We start from the raw sequence: 512 nt of genomic DNA, 5'->3' as shown, positions 1-512 counted from the left end.
GATGTGCGTAACGCATGGTGTGTCTCCTGGCTCTAGCTCGTAGGGGTTGTGAGTGTGGTGTCGTTGTGCGCCGCTCAACAGGCTTGCGGTGTTTCACCCCGGGCCAGACGCTGGTTGATGTCGTCGATCACCCCTGGCAAATCGGCGATGGTGTCGATCAGGTAGTGTGGACGGGACGGCTCGAACATCTTGACGATGCGCGCGCGCTCCTCGGCCAGTTTGGCCGCCGGCAACGACTTGTAGGCCTGGTAAGACAGGCCCAGGGCATTGCCCGAGCAGGTAAGGGCTACGGTCCACATGCCGGCGCGACGGCCTTCGAGGATGCCCGGCCAGGTGTCGTCGACCTTGACGCAGGCGGCGACGTCATCGATGCCCAAGGCAATCACGTTGGCCAGAGCCTGGGCGGGCCATGGTCGGCCATTGGGTGTTTCGTCAGTGGCCACCACATGATCGGCGACATAACCGTTGTGCTTGGCCAGTTCCACTACCTTGTCCATCACCACTTTCGGGTA

The 512-nt window shown here is 62.1% G+C and carries 1 protein-coding gene; it reads right to left on the bottom strand.

The genetic code is table 11. The features are described 5' to 3' along the window. Nucleotides 1–74 precede the first annotated feature (74 nt). On the bottom strand, nucleotides 75–512 hold a 438-nt coding region (locus HMPREF3173_RS25025; RefSeq protein WP_256544490.1), incomplete at its 5' end, for an HAD-IA family hydrolase.

This window comes from Pseudomonas sp. HMSC08G10 (assembly GCF_001808425.1).
In the GTDB taxonomy this organism is placed as follows: domain Bacteria; phylum Pseudomonadota; class Gammaproteobacteria; order Pseudomonadales; family Pseudomonadaceae; genus Aquipseudomonas; species Aquipseudomonas guariconensis.
Note: the sequence above shows the minus strand (reverse complement) of the source record. Positions and strands in the feature narration are given on the sequence as shown.